General features: G+C 35.7%; 17 protein-coding genes, 1 other RNA gene and 1 pseudogene. 11 read left to right on the top strand and 8 right to left on the bottom strand.

Features of this window, described 5'->3' with window-relative positions; all coding sequences use genetic code 11:
• Nucleotides 1–53: 53 nt before the first annotated feature.
• The 3 genes from ACVC43_RS06350 (at nucleotide 54) to ACVC43_RS06340 (ending at nucleotide 3,050) form a co-directional block, all read left to right on the top strand.
• On the top strand, nucleotides 54–449 hold the full coding sequence (locus tag ACVC43_RS06350; RefSeq protein WP_452223733.1) for a ribosomal maturation YjgA family protein: 396 nt from the start codon (nucleotides 54–56) through the stop codon (nucleotides 447–449).
• Nucleotides 436–1,101, top strand: a complete 666-nt coding sequence (locus ACVC43_RS06345; protein ID WP_452223732.1) for a DUF1361 domain-containing protein — start codon at nucleotides 436–438, stop codon at nucleotides 1,099–1,101. The genes ACVC43_RS06350 and ACVC43_RS06345 overlap by 14 nt, the downstream gene beginning before the upstream one ends.
• 62 nt (nucleotides 1,102–1,163) lie before the next feature.
• Entirely contained in the window at nucleotides 1,164–3,050 is a 1,887-nt protein-coding gene (locus ACVC43_RS06340) for a TlpA family protein disulfide reductase (RefSeq protein WP_452223731.1), read from the top strand.
• A 73-nt stretch (nucleotides 3,051–3,123) separates the two neighbouring features.
• On the opposite strand, the gene ACVC43_RS06335 is transcribed toward ACVC43_RS06340, so the two are convergent.
• The 3 genes from ACVC43_RS06335 to ACVC43_RS06325 form a co-directional block, all read right to left on the bottom strand.
• Nucleotides 3,124–5,610, bottom strand: a complete 2,487-nt coding sequence (locus ACVC43_RS06335) for a hypothetical protein (RefSeq protein WP_452223730.1) — start codon at nucleotides 5,608–5,610, stop codon at nucleotides 3,124–3,126.
• Between the two features lie 112 nt (nucleotides 5,611–5,722).
• Complete coding sequence (locus ACVC43_RS06330) at nucleotides 5,723–6,931, bottom strand: NAD(P)-dependent oxidoreductase (RefSeq protein WP_452223729.1); 1,209 nt, start codon at nucleotides 6,929–6,931, stop codon at nucleotides 5,723–5,725.
• A gap of 63 nt (nucleotides 6,932–6,994) precedes the next feature.
• Nucleotides 6,995–7,207 (bottom strand): DUF2945 domain-containing protein, encoded by a 213-nt coding sequence (locus ACVC43_RS06325; protein WP_452223728.1) that lies wholly within the window; start codon nucleotides 7,205–7,207, stop codon nucleotides 6,995–6,997.
• 263 nt (nucleotides 7,208–7,470) lie between these two features.
• Between ACVC43_RS06325 and ssrA the strand changes: the two genes are divergently transcribed.
• Nucleotides 7,471–7,867: a transfer-messenger RNA gene (gene ssrA, locus ACVC43_RS06320) on the top strand.
• Between the two features lie 1,060 nt (nucleotides 7,868–8,927).
• Here ssrA and ACVC43_RS06315 read toward each other — a convergent pair.
• The 4 genes and pseudogenes from ACVC43_RS06315 to ACVC43_RS06300 form a co-directional block, all read right to left on the bottom strand.
• Nucleotides 8,928–9,434, bottom strand: a pseudogene (locus tag ACVC43_RS06315) (recombinase family protein); the annotation flags it as partial.
• Nucleotides 9,422–9,592 (bottom strand): hypothetical protein, encoded by a 171-nt coding sequence (locus ACVC43_RS06310; RefSeq protein ID WP_452223727.1) that lies wholly within the window; start codon nucleotides 9,590–9,592, stop codon nucleotides 9,422–9,424. The gene ACVC43_RS06310 and the pseudogene ACVC43_RS06315, both read right to left, overlap by 13 nt.
• Before the next feature lie 124 nt (nucleotides 9,593–9,716).
• The gene (locus ACVC43_RS06305) at nucleotides 9,717–9,986 is read right to left on the bottom strand and encodes a hypothetical protein (protein ID WP_452223726.1); all 270 of its coding nucleotides are present in this window, start codon (nucleotides 9,984–9,986) and stop codon (nucleotides 9,717–9,719) included.
• A 6-nt stretch (nucleotides 9,987–9,992) separates the two neighbouring features.
• Nucleotides 9,993–10,691: a hypothetical protein gene (locus ACVC43_RS06300; RefSeq protein WP_452223725.1), complete on the bottom strand. Its 699-nt coding sequence runs from the start codon at nucleotides 10,689–10,691 to the stop codon at nucleotides 9,993–9,995.
• A gap of 214 nt (nucleotides 10,692–10,905) precedes the next feature.
• Here ACVC43_RS06300 and ACVC43_RS06295 point away from each other — a divergent pair, with 214 nt between their 5' ends.
• The 7 genes from ACVC43_RS06295 (at nucleotide 10,906) to ACVC43_RS06265 (ending at nucleotide 17,822) form a co-directional block, all read left to right on the top strand.
• The gene (locus ACVC43_RS06295) at nucleotides 10,906–11,157 is read left to right on the top strand and encodes a hypothetical protein (protein WP_452223724.1); all 252 of its coding nucleotides are present in this window, start codon (nucleotides 10,906–10,908) and stop codon (nucleotides 11,155–11,157) included.
• 76 nt (nucleotides 11,158–11,233) lie between these two features.
• The gene (locus tag ACVC43_RS06290; RefSeq protein WP_452223723.1) at nucleotides 11,234–12,475 is read left to right on the top strand and encodes a hypothetical protein; all 1,242 of its coding nucleotides are present in this window, start codon (nucleotides 11,234–11,236) and stop codon (nucleotides 12,473–12,475) included.
• Between the two features lie 96 nt (nucleotides 12,476–12,571).
• Nucleotides 12,572–12,964, top strand: coding sequence for a hypothetical protein (locus ACVC43_RS06285; protein ID WP_452223722.1), 393 nt, complete (start codon nucleotides 12,572–12,574; stop codon nucleotides 12,962–12,964).
• Entirely contained in the window at nucleotides 12,964–13,242 is a 279-nt protein-coding gene (locus ACVC43_RS06280) for a hypothetical protein (RefSeq protein WP_041566820.1), read from the top strand. Before ACVC43_RS06285 ends, ACVC43_RS06280 begins: the two co-directional genes overlap by 1 nt.
• Nucleotides 13,239–14,390 carry a glycosyl transferase family 2 gene (locus ACVC43_RS06275; protein ID WP_452223721.1) on the top strand — a complete coding sequence of 384 codons (1,152 nt, stop codon included), beginning with the start codon at nucleotides 13,239–13,241 and terminating at the stop codon, nucleotides 14,388–14,390. The genes ACVC43_RS06280 and ACVC43_RS06275 overlap by 4 nt, the downstream gene beginning before the upstream one ends.
• A 265-nt stretch (nucleotides 14,391–14,655) precedes the next feature.
• Complete coding sequence (locus tag ACVC43_RS06270; RefSeq protein ID WP_452223720.1) at nucleotides 14,656–17,400, top strand: N-6 DNA methylase; 2,745 nt, start codon at nucleotides 14,656–14,658, stop codon at nucleotides 17,398–17,400.
• Nucleotides 17,397–17,822 (top strand): hypothetical protein, encoded by a 426-nt coding sequence (locus ACVC43_RS06265; protein ID WP_452223719.1) that lies wholly within the window; start codon nucleotides 17,397–17,399, stop codon nucleotides 17,820–17,822. The genes ACVC43_RS06270 and ACVC43_RS06265 overlap by 4 nt, the downstream gene beginning before the upstream one ends.
• Here the strand turns inward: ACVC43_RS06265 and ACVC43_RS06260 are convergent, their stop codons facing one another.
• Complete coding sequence (locus ACVC43_RS06260; protein ID WP_452223768.1) at nucleotides 17,823–17,954, bottom strand: hypothetical protein; 132 nt, start codon at nucleotides 17,952–17,954, stop codon at nucleotides 17,823–17,825.
• Nucleotides 17,955–17,960 lie beyond the last annotated feature (6 nt).

The raw sequence follows: 17,960 nt of genomic DNA, 5'->3' as shown, positions 1-17,960 counted from the left end.
GATGGCACTCCTCTGCTATTTTGCATGAGTGTCATTTCATTAAAAAATACTCTATGAAATTAACATTCAAACCTTATTATTTTGCCGTTTTCTATTCGTTATTGCTAATAGAAATAGCCATTGCATTGTTTTTAGATGATGGTTTTATCAGGCATACTTTTGGAGACTTTTTAGTTGTCATTCTCCTCTACGCCTTTATAAAAAGTTTTGTTACAATGCAATCTTATCTCGTAGCATTACTAGTCTTATTCATAGCTTTTGTAATTGAGTGTCTTCAATTATATAATGTACTCGAGATTTTCAGTTTACAAGAAAACACCTTTTTTAAAACCGTATTTGGCATTTCATTTTCATATCAAGATCTCCTCGCTTATACGCTTGGTGCTTTATTCTCATTTATAGCAGATTCATTAATTATCAAAAAAAATTCTACATATGAATTTAATTAAAACCCTTTTTTCAAAATCAAAGCAATCAGTAGCCATTATTTTTATGCTTATGCTTTTTAGTTTTAGCATTCTTTTTATACGTGTGTCTCTTACTAAAACACTACATTATTTTTTTCTTATCTGGAATGTATTTTTAGCCATTATTCCCTATGTAATAACCCTGTATTTAATTGATAAAAAAACACGATCTAAGATTGGTTTTATTGTTTTATTTGGTGTGTGGCTGGCGTTTTTACCCAATGCACCTTACATAATTACAGATTTATTTCATTTAAGCAGAAGCGCCTTTAAAAACATATGGATAGATACATTAGTTATAAGTACTTTTGCCATTACTGGCATGTTATTATTCTATTTCTCTCTGTTTGAAATGAAAAAATTACTCTTAGCTTTTTTTAGTAAAAAAATTGCTAATACTATAATTATACTTTCAATTTTTCTTTCCGCTTTTGGTGTATATATAGGTCGGTTTTTACGCTATAATTCCTGGGAAATAGTTAGTAATCCCTTGAGACTATTTAATGACGTCCTTAATATGATGCTTCATCCTTTAGCAAACAAGGAGGTTTGGATATTTACTCTGTTTTTTGGATTATTTCTACAGCTTGGCTATTTCATTTTTAAAAATTTTAAGCTTAAAATGGAGAATTAGCACTTTGTTTCATTGCTTTTCATTAAATTTATAAGATTAAATTTAAACTAAAAACACTAAAAATGAAACACTTATCAATAGCATTATTGCTCTCAATTTTCATTGTATTTTCTTGTAAAAAAGAAGAGGAAAAAACCGCAACAATGGCGATGGGAGATTTTGAGCTCTCTACAGAGAACATTACACATAACAAGCCCATTACTATTACGTATAATGGTGACGACGACGATATGGAAGGCTTTTACTATATGCTTAACGGCTACAAATCATATCCACAAGATTTAGATTTCGATAACGGAAAAGCGACTATTACCATTCCAGATTCTATTGCAGCCGTAGCATTTAATTTAAAAGTAGATGGCGATTATTTAAATAACAATAAAAAAGGTTTTGTATTTGCTGTAAAAGATGCTGAAGGCAAACCAATTGTAGGAAGTGAATCAACTATAGAATACTATAAGGTTGGAAATGGTAAAAATTACGGGATTGAAGGCGATGCTGTATTAATGGCAGAAACGCTACATAATGATTTAGAAGGCAATCCTGAGCTAAAAGAAACTTGGGGAAATGCGTATTTAAACACGATGCTTAGAAACAATAAAGAAAAAGGTGAAGCGATAGCAAATACAATGTTAGCCGATTTATCTGCTAAAAAGGATCTCACTGAAGAGGATTACACCAAAATGCACAGTATTTATTCTATGAAAAGAGATCGTGCATTGGCAGATTCTATAATGATGGTTGCTAACACTAAATTTCCAAAAGGGAAGCTTAAAAAACAGGCCTTAATGAATAGTTTTTATGATGCTAAGACCATAGCCGAAAAAGAAAAAATCTTTGATGAAATGGAAGCGAACTTCGATATGGATCCAGCCATGTCTTACGCTGCAACAAGTATAGCTGCCCAAAAATTTAAAGCAGGAGATGAAGCTGGTTTTAAACGCTATGCAGATAAAATAAAAAGCGATAACGAAAAAGCAGGATTATACAATAGCGTAGCCTGGCCTGCTGCAGAAGAAGGAAAAAATATGGAAATGGCGTCGCAATTATCTAAATCCTCTTTAGAATTGTTGAATAAGGAAATGAAAGATTTGTCTAACAAACCTGCATACTACACCAAAAAACAATACAAAAAGAACATTGAGAATTCTTATAATATGTATGCCGATACCTATGCGTTATTACAATTTAAATTAGGCAATGTTAAAGAAGCTATTAAATATCAGAAACAAGCTGTTGGAGATGGCAAAAGCAGCGATGTAAACGAACGTTATATTGAATTTTTAGTGGCCGATAAACAATATGAATTGGCAGCCGAAAAAGCAAAACTATTTTTAAGTGAAGGCAATGGGACCAGTAAAGTAAAAGAATATTACGAAACTGCTTACACTAATGTAAATCCGGATGCTACAGATTTTGATGCGATTATAGCAACTATTGACAAGGAAAACCGTGAAAGAGAGTTAGCGGAGCTTAAAGATTCGATGCTTGATGAAGAAGCGCCTCAATTTGTACTTAAAAATCTGGATGGTGAAAATGTATCGCTTTCAGAATTAAAAGGAAAAACAGTAATCTTAGATTTCTGGGCAACCTGGTGTGGGCCTTGTAAAGCGTCTTTTCCTGGTATGCAACAAGTAGTAGAAAAATATAAAGACGATGAAAACGTGGTGCTTTTATTTGTAGACACGTTTGAAGATGGTGCAAAAAGAGAAGAAAATGTAGCTAAATTTATTAAAGATAATAAATATGATTTCCATGTTTTAATAGATGGTAAAGTAAAAGATAGCGACAAATATGAAGTTGCCAATAAATATGGTATTACAGGCATACCAACCAAAGTAATTATTGGTCCAAGCGGAAAAATAAACTTTAGATCTGTTGGTTTTAGCGGTAATAACGATAAGCTAAAACAAGAAATGGATTTGATGATAGACTTGTTAAGGTCTTAAATCTCGTTCAAAATTATTAATAAAAAAAGAGGCTCAAAATTGAGCCTCTTTTTTATATCTAAAGTTATAGTTTTTAATTATAAGTAATAGTAACCGTTGCTTGGTTAGATACATTACCATCGTTATCTTCTACTGTATAAGTCACTGGTGTAGGATCGCCTGTAAAACCAGGTTCTGGTGTAAATGTTAAATTGGCATTTTCATCTAATGTCCAAGTGCCTTCACCTGCTACTACCAAAGTATCATTATCACCATCACCTGTTGCATCTGTTGCGCCTGGTGTTGTAATAGAAACTGTACTGGCTATAATTGTTCCATTAGCATCAAAATCCTGGCCATTACCATTGTCTGCAGTTACTAATATTGTCACTGAAGTCCCAACGGCATTATTTAAGCTCACATCATTTTCAGCAATTGGGTTGACACACATTACAGGATCACAAGGGTCGTTAGGATCTGATGTTGCACCTGCTGGATCCATAGGTGTACTTGGATTGTCAACTCCAGTTAGCTCTTCGCAGTCTGTTAAGCCGTCACCATCGCTATCTGTTAAATTTGTTGCAACCGGATCACAAGGGTCATTTGGATCTGATGTTACACCATTAGGATTTGCTGTTGTTGCAGGATCATCCACACCTGTTGTTTCTTCGCAATCTGTTAAGCCATCATTGTCTGAGTCCATAAATTCATTACCTAACAGGTAAACATTAGATACATAAGACACATTAGAAATTGTATTTGTTCCGGAAACAAAAACCTGCTGTAAATTTGAAGTGTTCGTGTACGGACTTATAAGCGCATTAGTATTTGCCAAAGCGTCTGCTTCCGTTTCGTGAAAAGTATAAGTTACATTTGGACAATTAGGGCTGTTATATGCAGCATCTAAATTGTAAGAATTGGTACAATCTCCATTAGTGAAAATTTCAGTCTCATAAACACAATTATCAAAAGCATCTAAGTAATCTGGTATGCCATCATTATCTGTATCGTCATTCATAGGGTTACCATCATTATCATAATCTTCATCAGCCGTATTTATTCCATCGCCATCATCGTCTTCATCTTGATAGTTAGGTATACTGTCACCATCAGTATCATCATCATCTAAATTATTATTTCCATTTATATCTTCATTAAAATCGAAAACACCATCACCATCTGTATCTGCCAAATCCACACAAGACATTTCTGTACCTAAATCTGTAGTTGGAGAGGTAAAATTACCATTAAAAACTGTTGTGGATTGCCCATTGGTAAAATCGAACGCCTGAGCAGAAAAAGTAGTATCTGCAGAGCAATAATCTATAACCTGTGAAATCATCCCATTTGTAATTGGTATAATATGAGGTTGGCCATTATAGAACAATTGTAAGTAGCCATTAGTAATAGCGGCACCATTACAATCGTTAAAAGTTGCTGTAAAATTAGTAGTTAAAGCACTGCCTATTGAAACCGTTATAACTATTGATTCATCCTCTGAAAAAGGCCCAATCGTAGTTGTAAAATCATCATCTAAACAACCATAATCTGGTATCACTAAAGTGAGTGTGTCGTCTTGTGGTACTAAGCCGCATTCCACACCATTATTATCTGTAAAACCATACATTCCTGTACTATTTAATGCTGGAGAGTATAAATCTAACTCGGTATTTGGCAACGGATTGCCATTGGTGTCCTGTAAAGTAATACAAACGGTTACTGCTGGATATTGGAAATCCCAATTCCAAAATGAAAAGTGAGAGACTTCACCCACAAATTTATTACCCACTAATTCGCCAATACCATCTTCAACCCAATAGCCATTATCCTCGTCAAAAGACCATAATGGGATAGTAGCTGGCGGATTTGTAACACTACTACCAACCGGAATTTTTATTGTAGCTGGTTCTCCTGGCGCAATGTTTAAATCTTCGCCATTTTCACCTCTAAGTTCTACAGCAATCATTCCTACGGTTTCCATAATTCTTAAATCACCATCTGCATTTTGGGCTAATAAAGAACCTGGCATCTGGTATTTCATATCCTCATTATCTACACTTAAATGCTTAATAATAACATCTACTTCGCCTTGGTATGGACCACCAAACTGATTTGTAAATTGTCCAGGTAATTCTACCTCTGTTCCATCGGGTAAATCTATAGTTAAGGCTTGACCAGCAATTATTGTCGCAACAGGATCTAAGCCTAACAACATAATTTTAACCTGATTAACACCAGTGGAAGGTACTACTGCACGAGAACCATCAATATAACCCGCTTTAGTCGCTTTTATATAAGCATATTTTTCGTAAACCGTGGCTGCCAATACCGAAAAAACTCCATTGGCATCTGTGGTTGTAAATTGAGAACCAATATTAATAGTTACACCAGCAATTGGGTTGTTTTGCTCATTAACCACTGTACCAACAAATCGTGCCTGAATGGCGTTCCCGAAGTTTTGTAAAAACGGATTGGTTTCTCCTGCTTCAGAGTTTTCGTTAATGGGAATATTGTTATCGTTTTCGCAAGCACTAAAACTAAGTATTGCTAATAAAATTAAAACGTAGTTAAATGATTTCATATATATTTTAATTGATTGGTTTTACTTAATAGATGCGATATTAACTTAATGGTTGCGTCTATTATTTTTAATATAACAAGTTGAAGTCTAAAACTCCTAACTTGATCTTTTATTATTCCTTACCGTTTACATAATCTTGTAAATAGGCATAACGTTCTGTAAGCTTGCCCTCACTTGTTGTCATACGCGCACGTTTTAAAATACCGTTTTCATCGTTATTAAAAAAGGCTGGAATTACATGCTGTAAAAACATCTCTCCAAAGCCTTCACTGGCATCTTTTGGCAACTCGCAAGGTAAATTATCTACTGCCATCATGGTAATAGCATCTTTAGTATTAAAAGCAACTTCTTTTTCTGTTTTTGCATCGTATCCATAAAACGGATCTGCAATAGTAGATGGACGAATGGTTGCTGCTACAGGACCATCTATGTCGCAAGAGATATCTGCAATTAAATTAATTTTAAAATCGGGATGTTTAGCATCTTCTCTGGTAAACAAATAAGGTGCACCATCGCCATAAAAATGTCCAGCGATAAAGAAATCGGTTTCTTTTGCATAGGGCATAAAATTACTTACATAACCCGAAGGGTCCTTGTAAAACGCAAACTTATCGCCTACTTTACCATCTTTACGTTTGGCGTATTCCATGACATCTGCCATGCAATATACCGGCTCTGTAAATTCGCTTGTTAAATACAAGGCATCACTAACTTGTTTAATTTTTAAATGGTCTAAAATTTCTTTTGCGCCATGAGCTACTTTACCGGTTCCAGTTAGCAGAATTTTAATATTTGGTACTGTAATTTTATCTAATTCGGTTTTAACCTCGTCTAAGTCTTTTAGGGTTTCTACCTTAGGTAATTTAAATAAACCATCACGTAAACCTAAAGCTCTAAAGCCGTTGTAAGCACCAACCAAGCCTGCATAACGACCGAAACCTATTAATCGCGCTCCGTTTTTTCTAACTATGGTTTCGTGATCGAAGAGTTCTATTTTTTTATCTAAAACTGCTTTTAAAAGCTTACGGTTGTAAGGTTGTTTTTTTATGGTATGGCTGAAGAAAAAATACTTCTTATTAGGTATTAAAGCATCGATTGGGACTTCTTTTACACCAAACATCACATCGGCATCGCTTACATCTTCTTTAACCTCGAAGCCCAAATTTTTATATTCTGAATCTTTGAACACCCGAATATTGGAAGCCTCGACAACAATTTCTGCTTTTGGAAAGGTCTCTTTTAGGGTTTTTAAATCTTGAGGTGAAAAAACCACACGACGATCTGGCGGGTTTTTACGTTCTTTTATTATAGCGAATTTCATGTTGGAAATATCTTAGTTATTTTGTGCTAAAATACTTCTATTAATACCGTTTCGCAAATAAAGTTAATTGGCTCTGGAAACTTCTTTTTCCAGTTTTAAAACAAAGTCTCCATCGTCTTGTTTAATGTATAAAGCTTTGTTGTTTACTTCACCATTTCGGGTAACCTCGGTTCCTTTTATGGTTTTAGTAATGGTTTTAGTGTAGGTTTGTTCTACTTTTCCAGTAGCCATACCGTTTCCCCATTTCCACTTTACCTGTGTTCCTGTTTTTATCATTTTTCTCATTATTTAATAATAGCATGTCAAATTTATCTTAATCTTTTGATAAAAACAATATGGTATGCTTTTTGAGCAAATATTTTTAGTAATTTCGCACTCCTTGAGGCTTATAAATTGGTTTCTTGGTTTGGCGCGTTAGGGATGGAGGCATTGTTGAAGCTCTTTTTTTGTTTTTCTCAAAAAAAAGCGACTGCCGAGAGCCTGACCGTTTTTTGCCCACAAAGGCAAAAAAGGGTAACGCCAAAAACATTATTATTTATGGGGTCGACTGGTTTTGACAGCAAGATTAATTAAATAGTAAGCACGTCGTGTAATGATTTTGAAACACGTAAAAGGCTAAGTCAACTTTTTAAACGGCGAGAATAACTACGCTTTAGCTGCCTAATCTGAATTATAGTAGGATTAAGCCTCGGCTCACAAGGTGAGCAAGCTTTATGTCTCCGGAAAGCCTTGATTGACGGCGTTCCATTTTGAGACATCGTAAAAGTCAAGATAGATTGGGTAGTGCTTTGATGCCCTTTCGAAACTAAAGAAGATAAGTTAAAAGTGGGTTGTCTTTAACCAGCTTTTAATCGAAAAAACAAGAAAAGAATAAACGTGTAGAAAGCTCTTTGGTTACTTGTTTGGACGAGAGTTCGATTCTCTCCGACTCCACTTCAAGAGAATTATCATAATTTTTATGGTAATTCTCTTTTTTATTTCCGCTCATTTCGCCCGATATAGTTGCGATTGAAGAAAATATTGAGTTTACTCGAAAAGTTCGAACTCGATGATTTTTGAAATCATAGTAAACTCCCTCTGGAAACACCATATATTGAATTAATCTTTTAACCTCAACAGTACCTGATTCCCACAATGACGGGAGATTCAATGAATATTCCAAAGCTTTATTGATTGCTTTTTTAAGGTTCGAACTATTGAATTTATTTCCACTAGTTTCTTGCTCAATTTCCCTGCGCTTTGATGTCATTTTTTCCTTAAACTTATCGTATTGTGCTTTTGTAATCTCTTCAAAAACATACCTTTCTTCTAACCTTTCGAGCTTCTTATCTATCTCTACAAGTTCTTTTTCGGTATTGATTTTATCTTGCAGCTTCTCAGCATTCTGCTCCATATAGTTCGCATAAATAAGCTCTTTTAAAGGTGCTATATATTTTTCATCTGACAGTTGATAATCTTTCAGAAAATCAAGAAATGTAGCGTGCATCTTTTTAGCACTCCTGTTTTCTTTACTACCCTTTCTTCTATTCTTATAGTAATATAAATTTTTCGATCGCACTATATATCCAGTGTATGGTGACTTACAATGAAGAGATTTCATAAACGTCTTTAAAGGTAAATGTTCATCTTCAGAATTATATGCTTTACCAGAAGCCCTAACACTAAGCAAATCATGTATTTTCAAGAAAACCGACCTTGACACTAAAGGTTCCTGCTTCCCTTCTATTACTTCTTCAGGAAGTAACGGACTTAAAATTAATCCACAATAAAATGGATTTCTCAAATATTTACTGAAATATTTCTCTGTAACCTTTAACCCTTTTTTCTTGAACTTTTTTATGATTTCTGAGTTAGCACATCCTAATCTTGCTTTCATCAAAAATGCTTGACGCAAAAGTTTTCCTTGATTGTTTATGACATACTCCGGAGTTTTTCCATTCCCTGGATTTAAGTTGGTATATCCGAAAGGGAGAGGCCCAATATAATAACCTCTTCGAATCTTCTCTTTCATTCCTGTTACGCACTTATCCCTTCTAAGTTCATTATCAAATTGAGAAAATAAATAGTATAGATTCTGCTGAAATGAGCCTGCGCTGGTAGAAGTATCAACCTCTTGTGTAGCACTTATAGTAACAATGCCTTGTTTTTTCAACTGGTCGCTTATATAAGCTCCATTTGCTCCAGTTCTGGAAAAGCGATCATACGAGTAAACTATTATGTAACCGACGTCTTTGCGCCTTTTCACAAAAGATAACATCTTTTGAAACTGCTTACGTTCATCACTCTTAGCTGACTCATAAGTTCCACCGAAATACTCAAGCACTTCAATTCCTTTTTTACTTGCTAATTCTTTACAATATTTAAGCTGTGTGTCAAGGCTAGCATTATTTTCAGCTTGTTCTTTTGTTGATACTCTTGTATAAATTACTGCTTTACCGTCTGTTCTAAAAACAACCGAATTACTCTTCTTCGCAAATTTGTTAAATACTTCTAAGTCTTGCATTTGTTAATATTTTGTAGATGTTGAGCCATTATTGAGGCTAACAATTCTAATTTCTCTAATTCTTTATCTGCTTCTTCTTCTGTATAATTTTCAAAACCCTTAAACTTACGAAGCCACTCAGGTTTATATTTCTTTTTTTTAACTATTGATGTAGACATTATTTTTCAATAATCAATTGCTCCAAATTTTAATGGTTACAATCGAATCTGAACAACTGACCCTTATGGTCTTTATTCTACATAGCTTTCATTATTGAATCACTACATAACAAGTATAATTGGTTTACTTAACCTTGGTTTTGATAGTTCGATTGATAAATACCACTCGACCATCATTTTGTTTAATTTCAATATTTTGGTAATTGTGCTCTCTTAACAAGTCCACAATCTTCGTGCGTTGCTCTATACGTTCTGTACTTTCTATCATTTCAATGCGACCATTACGCTGTGTTACTTTTATAGATTCAAAAGTTCTTTTTCGTAACATCTGTATGACTTGCTTTTCTTCTTCAGAGAGAATCTCAAAGCTTTGTTCTAATGCTTTTTCTTCCATAATTAATTACTGCTTTTTTTCGAGTAATTGTCGTAGCAAGTCTATCTCGCGTTTCATAGCTTCATCAAGTTTTTCACGTGTTTCAACTAACTGTTTATCTAACTTTTCTAGTTTTTCTTCAAAATAACGTCGCATATCTTGCATCTCGTTTGATTTTGCTTCAAATAGCTTTTCAAACTTCCTTGAAGTCTTTTTGCTCTCTGCCTGTATGGATGTAATAATCTTAAAAAACTGCTGGACACGCTCTTTGTCTATTTGTGAAATAAAGTTGTTTATCATTGTATTGACTTCTACAACTTCAACTAATGTATTTTTAGAGCCAGCTTCTGCTGTATTGATGCCTTTTATTTCTCCTTTTCCTGCGTGAATATTAGTGGTGTTATTACCTGTACTACTTATTGCATTACCAGAAACAGTAATATTCGTTATCGTGTTAGGCTTGTAATGTAAAGGAGCATCTTCACAATAGAAATAGTTCATATCCACATCAAACTCTTTAGCAAAATTAATAAGTGCCATATGAGGAATATGCTTACTCTTACCGCGTACTGCTGATACTATGCTTCTGTTATTTGGGTATACTGCCTTACCAATAGCACTATCATTTGCTGGCTTTATGCCTAATTCTGTATTGATTGCGATGAGCTCATCAACTGCATCTATAAATTTTGAATCAATGTTATCTAATACTGGATTTTCTTTCATTTTATATTAAAGTATTGTCTTTGTGACGATTAATTGTTTGTAAGTAAATTAAACAGCATTTATTTTACTTATTGAAGCAATATTATATATATTTGGCATCATAAACAAATAAAATGATGTTGTTTTTTACTATATGATGAGTTATTGATGCCATTTTATTTACAAAACTTTTACAATGTATTTACAATCTGAAATTAAAACTGTCTTGCTGAAGATGGAAAAGCTATATGATAGTCCTATCACTATACTTACTGAAAAGTCAAATTTGTCTCGACCGACAGTTTCTAAATTTTTTAATAGTCAGACTATAAAGCCAAGCAGTGTTGAAATTCTTTATGAATTATGTCTTGATTTAATTGAAGCCAAAGAACAAAAGCGACAGACCTCATTAAGAAGAGAACAAGGACTTTTTAAAGAATCACAACGAGAGCAAACTAAGAAATCACAAACTGCCCTCAAACTATAATTACAATACCATAACGGTAAATAAGACATACCACTTCACTGACAGTATTTACTGAGGTGTGGTTATTTCTTAATTAATGCCCATCATCCAATATTCTACTGCATTTAATGCATTAGACCTTTATGTAAGTAAACATAATGCTAGCCAACAAGACCTCTCTTCTCACATAAGACAGGCAATGATTTTAACCGCTAGGGAAATCATTAAAATATACTCGCTTTCACTCTTGAAAGCCAATAGTATTAAAGCGGTAGATTTTCAGGATTTACCACCTTTAAAGACCAACAATGTACAGTTAGCAAAACGTGCCAAAGCAAGTACAAGAACCATCCAAAGACACCTTAAACGTCTTATAGAAGCTAATGTCATAACTCAAAAAATATGGCACGGTTCTAATTCAGGATATGAGCTTTTTATAAACCCAAATATCTTGTTAATAGGTGGTGTAAAAGCCGTTGATAAGCCCAAAAATGACCGTAGAACCGAAAAATCAAAACATACTGATAATCAGTTTTTTAAAAATACTAGAACGCCAACTTGTCCTCATACAGATACTAGTAACAATGGTTACATAAATAATATAATAATAGAGGTTGATAAGTTGAAGACAACAACGAGTTCGTTACCACTCACATCGGGATATGAGTCACGCAACGCAACTAGTAACACCTTGACAGGATACACAGGGAAAATAGCCCCTAAAAAAAATAATGATGCAGGGGAAATAGCGCGGAACAAAAGAGCCACAGAGCAAACTGGCGCCGAAATTTCGGAAGCCGATGTAGCTCGTTCCGCGTCCCTTTCCTTTTACATCAATGCGTTGTGGAAGCTTGCGCGAAATTCAATTTACAAGGAACACTATCTCACTCAAAGTCAAGAGAAAAAAGCAAAACAACTGCTTTTTAAATGGTATTACCCAGTACCCGATAAAAAACTGACTGACGTACATCAGGTCTATGTGGAACGTCTGGGTATCGTCCAGAAATACATAGCAAAAGACCCTAAAAACCGCTACGTCCAGCTACCAGACAAGTACTTTAATCCAGACAATCCCTCAGGTTTTACTGGGACACGAGCCTGGTACTACCAGCAGAAGAAACGAGAATTTGATGTGCAAATGAAGCTCATCTTACACGCTCAAATTCGTCGCTTTCTCAACAATGAGAAAAAAGAAACTGCAAAACAAAAACCACGATTAGCACTTTTTAAAGCTTGTGAAACAAGGCTTGGAAAGCTAGGGCAACCGCACTTAGTCCGTGAGTTTCACGCATCAGTTTTAAACCACAGTACACATAAATTTTTACAATTCAATACTTAAAAAATGAATCCATTTAAGAAAAAAGACAGCTCTTTGAGCAGAAAACTCAAAGGAGCGCTAACCGATTTATCCGTTGATATTTTCGGTTATGAAAAGATGGTCACAAAGAACATTACACACCGTACAGATTACATTTCAAAACGTTTGGAAATTCCTAGAGAACGCCTATACATCAGGATTTTTCAGAAAGACCACGCCATAAAATCATTCCTCTACGACCAAAGCAAACCCATAACTGCAATCCCTACTGGCGAGCTTACCTACTTCTTCTTAGAAGAACAGATAGCCCAACTAGGCGATTATCAAAACAAGGTGGCTTTTAGTATCAAGCAATATCTCAAGGAATTTGCTGCTGCAAACCGTATTGAGGAAGAAAGTGTGCGCATTTGGATTCACGTAAAGGATAACCAGGTTCAGGTTAGAGCTTTTCAAGATGAAGAATTCATCAAACAAATTCCGCTTAAATCACTAATTAAATTCTTCAAATAATGACACAGAAAAAAGGATGGAAACTCGGTCAGGACTCATTTACAAAAATGATTGTTTGGTTTAAAGATGGTAATGTAAGAACAATGTACTCCATAGACTGGAGACATAAATTATCCAGAACACGGAGTAAGGAAACTGGACTAGAACGTTTCCGAAAAAAAATAAAACAATATGGGCCATTAGCTGGCACAATTGAGATTTATGACAAAGCAACTGGACAACGCATAGCTAAGTTTTACGAGGGAATAGAAAAAGAACTTCCAAACGATTTACAATGAGAACCATCAAAGAATTAAAAGTAAAACTAAACCCTAAAAACAGTTTTCAGGCCAGATACGACATTGAGCCAGATGATAAAATTCATTTGCTCTACGTGAGTCCTAAAATGAACGCGACTGGCTATTACAGGATGATTGCTCCAGCTTTAGAAATAAACAAAACTGCCACTCACAAAGCCATAATCACAAGTATTGAGAACAACGATTTCTCCAGCAATCTGACCGAAATGGTGCATCAGTTGGACGAGCGATTGATTATCTGGGCAGATTATATCATTTTCCCATCTCTATTTAGTGATGTGAATTATCTATTTCAGGCCATCAAAACAATCAATCCATCGGTGCAGTTAGTTATGGACGTAGATAGAAATTATTTTGCGATGCCTGATAGTATTCCACTTTCGCGAAAGCTTACTAAAGAAAAGCTAAAGCAATTAGAATATAATTCAGGACTTGTCGATTTAGTGACCGTGGCAAATCAAGCGTTTCAAAAATTCTTACAACGTTTTATAGATGACCGCTTACCAAATGTAAATACGATTGTGCAATATCAACCTAGTTTAGTATCCAGGTTTGGTTATGAAGAAATGCCACCTCTATCAAAAAACACTTCTGAGAAATTACGCATTGGATTGATAAAAACGAGTAAAGAAGATTTGCTATCTCTTAAGGAAGTACTTTTTGAAATGAGAAAAACTTTTGGGGATAGAATTGAGTTGATTTACTTCGGGAAGCCCCATTCTATATGGGAAGTAGAAAAACTTTTTAAAGAATATCAGATAGAAACACATCCTACCGTTTCATTCTTAGATCATTTTGAAAAGTTGAACAGTTTGAAACTCGATTTAGTTTTGCTACCTGCTATAGAAAGCCTTTTTAATAGACACCAAAACCATCAGCTTTTTATGGAACTTTCGGTATTTGGGATTCCTGTGATTGCTTCTGTGCAGCATCCTGTTAAGAAATGGATTACTGATGGCAAAAATGGATTTTTAGCGAGTGAAGTTCCAGAGTGGTTAGAGGCTCTTGAAACACTTGTAAAATATGACAAAGAGAAAAACTTTTCTTCTAATCTCATTAAGAGCATCTGGAATAAGAACAGTTTTACAAAGGCAGCTATTAATAAAATAGCTTCCTTATATATTTAGTCAATAAATATCCCTGAACTTATAGTGTTAGTTCAGGGATATTACTTTAGTGTACCTGCTAAACATCGTCAATTTATCCCACCTATAAATTCAAATCCCCTACCATTGCTACGGTTACATAATTTGCAATCATATTAAGCCCATTCCCAACGTACCGTAGTACATTCCCTTACAGTCAAATCCCTACATCACAAATCTATATTTATCCTAAATCAAAGAGAAAACGAGCTTCCTATAGCGATGAGTTTTCCTATTTAGGATACAGATGCAATTAACAATTACAGAGAACGAAGAAAAAGGTGGAATAGAATTGCTATTCAGTGAAAACCTACCCAAAGAGTTTTCGACCTTCCTTTTAGAAATAGGCTTTCGCGAGGTTTTAAAGAAGAAAAACATCTGGTATGCAGATGCACATCCAGCCTACAAAAGTTTTGCTAATTCCTTAAGAGATGCGTTTTCTCGTGGAGACGATTGGAAAACGGTAAATCTTTATCCATCCTTTGAACCATCCTTAGAAAACATTGACAAAAGCAAATTCAGTTACGTTACGATTTCCTATCGAGGCAAAGAAAAAGCTGAGAAAGATGAGTACGTATTATTCGAATCCTATAAGAAGGTCGCTTTAGAAATAGCCACTCAGTTTGCGATGATGAAGTATGGAGACGATTTAAAGCACGTAGAAGTAACGCCGAGAAATTATAAGCGCAAAGCCCGCATTCTATATGATAAGGAGCAAATTATTCATCGTATTCATAGCGAAGAGCAAACTTCAAAAGAAAACGACCTCCCTATAGAAGACAGTAAAACTCAAGAAGAAACAACTCTTGATCCAATGGTTAGCGAAGAGCAAACGTCAAAAGAAAACGAGCTTGCTAAGGAAGTAGAAAACGAACTTCCTATAGAAGACAGCAAAACTTTTGAGCCATCAGAATCTCAAGACACTTCAACCGAAAGTAAAACGGAGTTTGAAACTGATGCAGAGCGTAAACTTTCAATAAGAGAAATTCTACAGGAAGTTATCAATAAGCTTCTAGTAATTGAAGAAACATCGGAAGGCGAAGAAGAAACCATTCTTGCCACTTCCGTAATGGACTTTGAAGATGCAGCCGAGCAAAGTGGACATACCAGGTTTGAAAATGAACTATCAAAAGCATTACAGAATTTTCAAGACTGGATGTATGACTTAACATTCTCTATACGCACAGCAGCCTTGATGGAGGTTAACCGTTTGAATCAAGCTCTCGAGGTTCCGCTATTCGCATTAAAAAAAGATTTCCCAAAATCATTATCGGTTACAAAAGATATTTTCAGTCGAGACCACATTGTTCCAAATGTTCTAGTTCCTGTAAAAGCTGGCGAACCATTTCAGTCTGGTGGTCTTAATCTGGGCGATGCCAATTTCATCAGAATGAAGTTTCGCATACTACACCAACTTACTGATGAAACTCTCGAAAGTGCGTCAGGTTTAAACCTGTTCCGTTTATCACAGATGGCGCACCCAAACGATTACGGCATCGCTGTAAATCGCTCAACCGTTTTAAGAGAATGGGAAGCTCGTGGTCGTGAATGTTTTGAGGAAATAGGCTTCCCAACAGATTTAGATTATCCCTACGTAAACATTCATACAGGTTATAAAAGCGTTTCCACATTAGCATCCCAAATTGGTGCTTTAGATGATAGGCATCAATGGTGGTCTGCAGTGGAACATTCACGTCCTGTTGCAGACTTGGCAAAAGGAATCGTCATTATAGACGATATGCTTTTGGAACTCATCGAGCAGAAACTAGAATTCATAAACCCAAAGACCAACAAACCGAAAACGGATAAGAAATCCAAAGAAGCGGTTAATGATATTGAATGGGAAATCAATCGTTTGGAGCGTTCCAAGCAAGTCATTGTCGATTATCAAAATAAAGACGCCGAACCAGAACAATCGTTACCAGAACCAAAGCCAGAAAAGCAACCTAAAGAAGAACCCAATGATTATCTAGATAGAGTCATTGCCATTATGCATACCGCTTTCGCGAAAGCGGAACGTCTCACAAAAAAGAAAATTGAACGACTTAAAGATGAAACTGGCGCACCAACTATGGGCGCACTTTGGGAAGCGGTAGAACTCAGTTGGCTATTGTGGTACAAAATGCTCTATAAAGAACCGATTCCTTTTGAAGCACGTCTCAAGAAAATGGTGCAATTCTGGAACAATGTGCAACCTACCTATGCCTATTCTGACAGCAGCAAAGAACTCTACAAGCAATATTCCACACCTTGTCCTATCGGTGCCATCATAGCCCAATACACTCAAATGGATGAAGCGAAATTCATCTTTGAACCCAGCGCAGGAAATGGCTTGTTACTAGTCGGTGCAAATCCACGAATTACCCACGTTAACGAAATCGATAAAAGCCGAAAGAAATCTTTAGAGCATCAAGGTTTCGGAAGAATTACTTCTGATAACGCAGCCGAACCGTTTCCAGAAATGATGAACAAAGTTCACGATGTGGTCGTGACCAATCCACCATTTGCGAGTTGGGAAGCGAGTAAGTTTGATAAAGAACGGATTGCCAATAAATACTTCAACAAACAGCGTGGTATTGCCAACCATATCAGACTGGAACATTTAATGGCTGGACTTGCCTTACACACGATGAAAAACGATGGTAAAGCAGCGATTATCATAAAGGGTCACGTCTATTTTGGAGAAGATGGACTCTTTGCCAAATACCGTCCATTTTTTAACTGGCTCTACCGCTATTACAAAGTCGATGATATCATCAATATGAACAGCTACAAGCTTTACAACAAGCAAGGCGCTGTAACTAAAACGATGCTCATTCTCATCGGTGGTCGCAAAAACGAACCATCTGGCGTAGCGCCTAACCAATCTGAACAACCACACTTGGACGATATGATAGAGACCTTTGAAGACCTCTGGAAACGAACAAAGTCCCATATCAAACCTAATATCGATACCGTCATAAAACAGCTTAAAACTGCCAAAACTCAATGATTTATTTCAACAATCAATTAATGCCAAACGATACTGCTACCAAACTATTTATAACTACAAACACCAAAGCTTTTGAATGCTATGAAGACCACGAGGCTGCCTTATACATTCAACTTCACGACCTGGTGGAGCACGCTTTCGCGAAAGGTGACAACCCAATTGCTCTTATTGAGGATTATCTGGAGTTGGTCTACACCGAAGGGAAATCGGTAGCCGAAATAGCAGACTTTTTAGTGAATACAGATAAGATGCAACTCGCACTTTGGACACTCAAAGAAAGCTGGGATAAGCTTGACGAAACCGCGCCACAAGATTCGTTGTTGTACGGAAGAGGTATCGATAAGGAAGAAGCCATTCAGCTCTATTCAGAAATTACACTTCGCACGTATCTCGAAGCTCTAGCACAATTCAAAAATGACTAATCAAGAACTCGATATAGAACAAGCCGACTTCAAGCAAGATGCCGAAGAAGTTGCAAAATTAGCCACGCAGGAAAGCGCATTAGTTCCGTACGTGCCAAAGTCAAAAGCACCATATAGAATTAACACGCTCATTCCTAG

It is taken from the genome of Lacinutrix chionoecetis (assembly GCF_053604665.1).
This window is presented reverse-complemented; position numbering and strand designations above follow the sequence as displayed.

What these genes read in the sequence shown, in the direction of transcription:
- ACVC43_RS06350 (WP_452223733.1), top strand. Translation starts at nt 54, where the DNA reads ATGAAATTAACATTCAAACCTTATTATTTTGCCGTTTTCTATTCGTTA.
- ACVC43_RS06345 (WP_452223732.1), top strand. Translation starts at nt 436, where the DNA reads ATGAATTTAATTAAAACCCTTTTTTCAAAATCAAAGCAATCAGTAGCC.
- ACVC43_RS06305 (WP_452223726.1), bottom strand. Translation starts at nt 9,986, where the DNA reads ATGGAAGAAAAAGCATTAGAACAAAGCTTTGAGATTCTCTCTGAAGAA.
- ACVC43_RS06325 (WP_452223728.1), bottom strand. Translation starts at nt 7,207, where the DNA reads ATGATAAAAACAGGAACACAGGTAAAGTGGAAATGGGGAAACGGTATG.
- ACVC43_RS06295 (WP_452223724.1), top strand. Translation starts at nt 10,906, where the DNA reads ATGGAAAAGCTATATGATAGTCCTATCACTATACTTACTGAAAAGTCA.
- ACVC43_RS06285 (WP_452223722.1), top strand. Translation starts at nt 12,572, where the DNA reads ATGGTCACAAAGAACATTACACACCGTACAGATTACATTTCAAAACGT.
- ACVC43_RS06310 (WP_452223727.1), bottom strand. Translation starts at nt 9,592, where the DNA reads ATGTCTACATCAATAGTTAAAAAAAAGAAATATAAACCTGAGTGGCTT.
- ACVC43_RS06265 (WP_452223719.1), top strand. Translation starts at nt 17,397, where the DNA reads ATGATTTATTTCAACAATCAATTAATGCCAAACGATACTGCTACCAAA.
- ACVC43_RS06330 (WP_452223729.1), bottom strand. Translation starts at nt 6,931, where the DNA reads ATGAAATTCGCTATAATAAAAGAACGTAAAAACCCGCCAGATCGTCGT.
- ACVC43_RS06275 (WP_452223721.1), top strand. Translation starts at nt 13,239, where the DNA reads ATGAGAACCATCAAAGAATTAAAAGTAAAACTAAACCCTAAAAACAGT.
- ACVC43_RS06300 (WP_452223725.1), bottom strand. Translation starts at nt 10,691, where the DNA reads ATGAAAGAAAATCCAGTATTAGATAACATTGATTCAAAATTTATAGAT.
- ACVC43_RS06335 (WP_452223730.1), bottom strand. Translation starts at nt 5,610, where the DNA reads ATGAAATCATTTAACTACGTTTTAATTTTATTAGCAATACTTAGTTTT.
- ACVC43_RS06290 (WP_452223723.1), top strand. Translation starts at nt 11,234, where the DNA reads ATGCCCATCATCCAATATTCTACTGCATTTAATGCATTAGACCTTTAT.
- ACVC43_RS06340 (WP_452223731.1), top strand. Translation starts at nt 1,164, where the DNA reads ATGAAACACTTATCAATAGCATTATTGCTCTCAATTTTCATTGTATTT.
- ACVC43_RS06280 (WP_041566820.1), top strand. Translation starts at nt 12,964, where the DNA reads ATGACACAGAAAAAAGGATGGAAACTCGGTCAGGACTCATTTACAAAA.
- ACVC43_RS06270 (WP_452223720.1), top strand. Translation starts at nt 14,656, where the DNA reads ATGCAATTAACAATTACAGAGAACGAAGAAAAAGGTGGAATAGAATTG.
- ACVC43_RS06260 (WP_452223768.1), bottom strand. Translation starts at nt 17,954, where the DNA reads ATGAGCGTGTTAATTCTATATGGTGCTTTTGACTTTGGCACGTACGGA.